The 2,602-nt window shown below is 62.4% G+C and carries 2 protein-coding genes and 1 pseudogene; all 3 read right to left on the bottom strand.

Going from position 1 to position 2,602, the window contains the following annotated elements; all coding sequences use genetic code 11:
- Positions 1 to 135 precede the first annotated feature (135 nt).
- Entirely contained in the window at positions 136 to 1,257 is a 1,122-nt protein-coding gene (locus ABIB66_RS43385; RefSeq protein WP_354260090.1) for a TQO small subunit DoxD, read from the bottom strand.
- 20 nt (positions 1,258 to 1,277) lie between these two features.
- Complete coding sequence (locus ABIB66_RS43390; RefSeq protein ID WP_354260093.1) at positions 1,278 to 2,258, bottom strand: substrate-binding domain-containing protein; 981 nt, start codon at positions 2,256 to 2,258, stop codon at positions 1,278 to 1,280.
- A 9-nt stretch (positions 2,259 to 2,267) separates the two neighbouring features.
- A pseudogene (locus ABIB66_RS43395) lies at positions 2,268 to 2,602 on the bottom strand (thiosulfate dehydrogenase); the annotation flags it as partial.

A 2,602-nucleotide genomic window follows, 5' to 3' on the forward strand; every position in this document is an offset into this window, starting at 1 on the left:
AACAGATGGTTAGTAGTGTTTTCGATAATAGAGATCGGATTGCGTGATCGTCGCCCCTCGCTGCTGCCACCCCATCAGTGTTTTCGTCGATGACATCGCGAACAGTCTGGGTGTGCATTGTGGCCTGCTCAATCACTAGAATTGGCTGGTAGCTGCCCGACCGAGCCTCGCCGAGAAGGTCCGTCCGTCGACGTCCGTGAGCCGGAGCAATCCCGCCCGAAGAGCGGCCGCGGGGGCAGGCGGGGGCAGTGTCACCGACGCGGCCGCTCCCATTGACGCCCGGATCCCGAAGGGACCGGGCGCGAACTTGTTGTAGGCGTAATCGTTGGCGAAAGCGGCGTTTGGCAAAGCCGAGAGGGCGGCGGCGTCGTAATGCTCGACCGGCTGATTGCTTGCGTCGAGCAGATCGGCTGCAACGACATGCACAGGCGCTTCCGGCGTGCCGGCATCGAGATAGACGTGAAAGCGAACGGAGCCATCAGGCAGAAATCTGGCATCGCTAACGGTGAGATGATGCTTCGTCGGGCTGACCGGGCCGCCATGGAATGGCGTCACCACGGAGCCGCGATAGTAGCTATAGGTGCCGATGTCGAACACCAGGACAAAGCCAAGCACGGCGAGTGCGAGATTGCGGAACGCGATGTCCTTGATCGGCAACGGCAGGCTTCCGGCCGTCCAGCGAAACCAGTGTTTCCCCGCGAGGGCGGGAATGCGGCGGATCAGGACGTTGTCCATGGCGTAAGCGCCGCTGCCGCCCAGCAGCAGTGTTGCGCCCATTGCGAAATTGCAGGCGGCCATTGTCCATTCGTCGATGCAGGTCGCGCCCTGCCAGCCGAACATCGCCATCAGCAGCACCGAAAATCCTATCGACACCAAAGCAGCCGCGCGGGTCAGGAGTCCCGTCATCAGCATCGCCCCGACGATCAGTTCGGCGGCGCTGAACAGGATCACGCCGGCATAGAGCAGCCAGAAGTGATGCAGCATGAAGCTGATCAGATGGTCGGTCCCGAACAGCGCTCCGGGCATTGCGGTCTGAAACTTGTTTGCCATCCAGGTGGGCGCGTCCGGATTGAGCTTCGAGGGCGCGTAGATGAAGCGCCGGGATCCGCCGCCCCAGTAGATGAAGCCCTGGATGACGCGGACCGACAACATGGCGAGCGACGCCGTTCGCCATGAGCGCGGCGCGTCGGTCAGGCAAGCGGCCTTGTCAACCGGACGAGCGATGTAGGAAGCAGATGTGAGGGACAGAGTGGCCATAAGTGCATCTCCTTGTTCGATCAGCCCGCCGATGTCGTGCCCGTGAACGGCTTGAATCCGTATCGCTCGAAGATCGAGAGCGCCGCGGGCGAGCGGACGAACGCAAGCCAGAGCTGCGCCGCCTCCGGGTGCGGTGCGGTCCGCACCTCGGCGCCGGCATAGATCGCCGTTGTGTTCTGCGCCGGCGCGATGTCGACATGGGTGATCGGATTGCCGATCTGCTCTTGGAAGATCGCCTCCGATTGCCAGGTTACGCCCGCCTGTGCGCGTCCCTGCATCAGAAAGAGCGGCGTCTGCCGGTGATGGATCTGGGTCAGAACCGTGCCGCGCTCGGCGACTTTGGTTTTGTACACGGTTGTCGCCAATGCTTCGCCGCCCGCCTTCTTCAATGAGGCTTCGATCTGGCGGGCGATACCTTCGAATTCAGGATTGGGCATCGCGACATGAAGCTCAGGCCGAGCAAGATCGGAGAGACCTTTGACGTGGCCCGGATTACCCGCTGCCACCATGATCGTCAGGGAATTGGTCACGTAAGGAACGGCCGGACCGGTCAGCACGCCCTGATCGATCAGGCTTTGAACCTTCTTCAGCCCTGCCAGATAGGCATCCGGCTTCGCCGTCCAGGTCATGTTGCCCGAGGTGACGGTTCCGCCAGTCTCGATCTGCTTTTCGAGAACGCCGGGCGGTAGAGTTTCCCAATAGATCCTGCCTTTGAACTCGGGATGCTGTTGCTCAAAGGCTGCGACCAGCGGCGCCATCGCGAAGAAGTAATTGCCGCCGACATACAGCACGAGCTTTGGGTCGGATACGTCGCCATGGAAATCAGCGAGATCGTCCACCTGGGTAACCGTAAACGAAAGCCCGCGTTGCGCGGCGTCGTTGTTCTCCCCGTGTTGCCACGGAGGAAAGATGGAGCCGTGCTGGACCCGTTCCCCGGCCTGTGCGGCGAGCGGCGGGAGCAGGGCGGCGGCAAGTGCGCTGGCGAGGGCTGTTTTGCGCATTTGATCTGCTCACGTGGCGTAGTGGAAGCCGGCCTGCTGCAGTTCCGGAATGGTCGCAACTATTCCGGGGGTCAGCACGACGCCATCGACGAGATGGTTGGTCAGTTCGGCTGCCACCGCCTCGTGCGCGGCATGATCCGGATTCTTGCCGGAGGCGATCAGCTTTGCCGTCACTTCCCAGATCGCGTTATGGCAAGCCAAGAAGACGACGCCGCGCTCCTGCAGCGCAGGGATGGTGTCGCCGACGGGCCCGAACACGCTATCGGGATCCTCGCTCCGCGCGAAAGCACTCGGGGCGGGCTTCGGCATCGCCAGCATGTTCGTCTTGAAGCCGTCCCCGGTCA

The sequence above is a fragment of the Bradyrhizobium sp. F1.13.3 genome, assembly GCF_040548265.1.
Classification (GTDB): Bacteria; Pseudomonadota; Alphaproteobacteria; order Rhizobiales; family Xanthobacteraceae; genus Bradyrhizobium.

Coding starts and splice junctions, on each gene's coding strand:
- ABIB66_RS43385 (WP_354260090.1), bottom strand. CDS start 1,257: ATGGCCACTCTGTCCCTCACATCTGCTTCCTACATCGCTCGTCCGGTT.
- ABIB66_RS43390 (WP_354260093.1), bottom strand. CDS start 2,258: ATGCGCAAAACAGCCCTCGCCAGCGCACTTGCCGCCGCCCTGCTCCCG.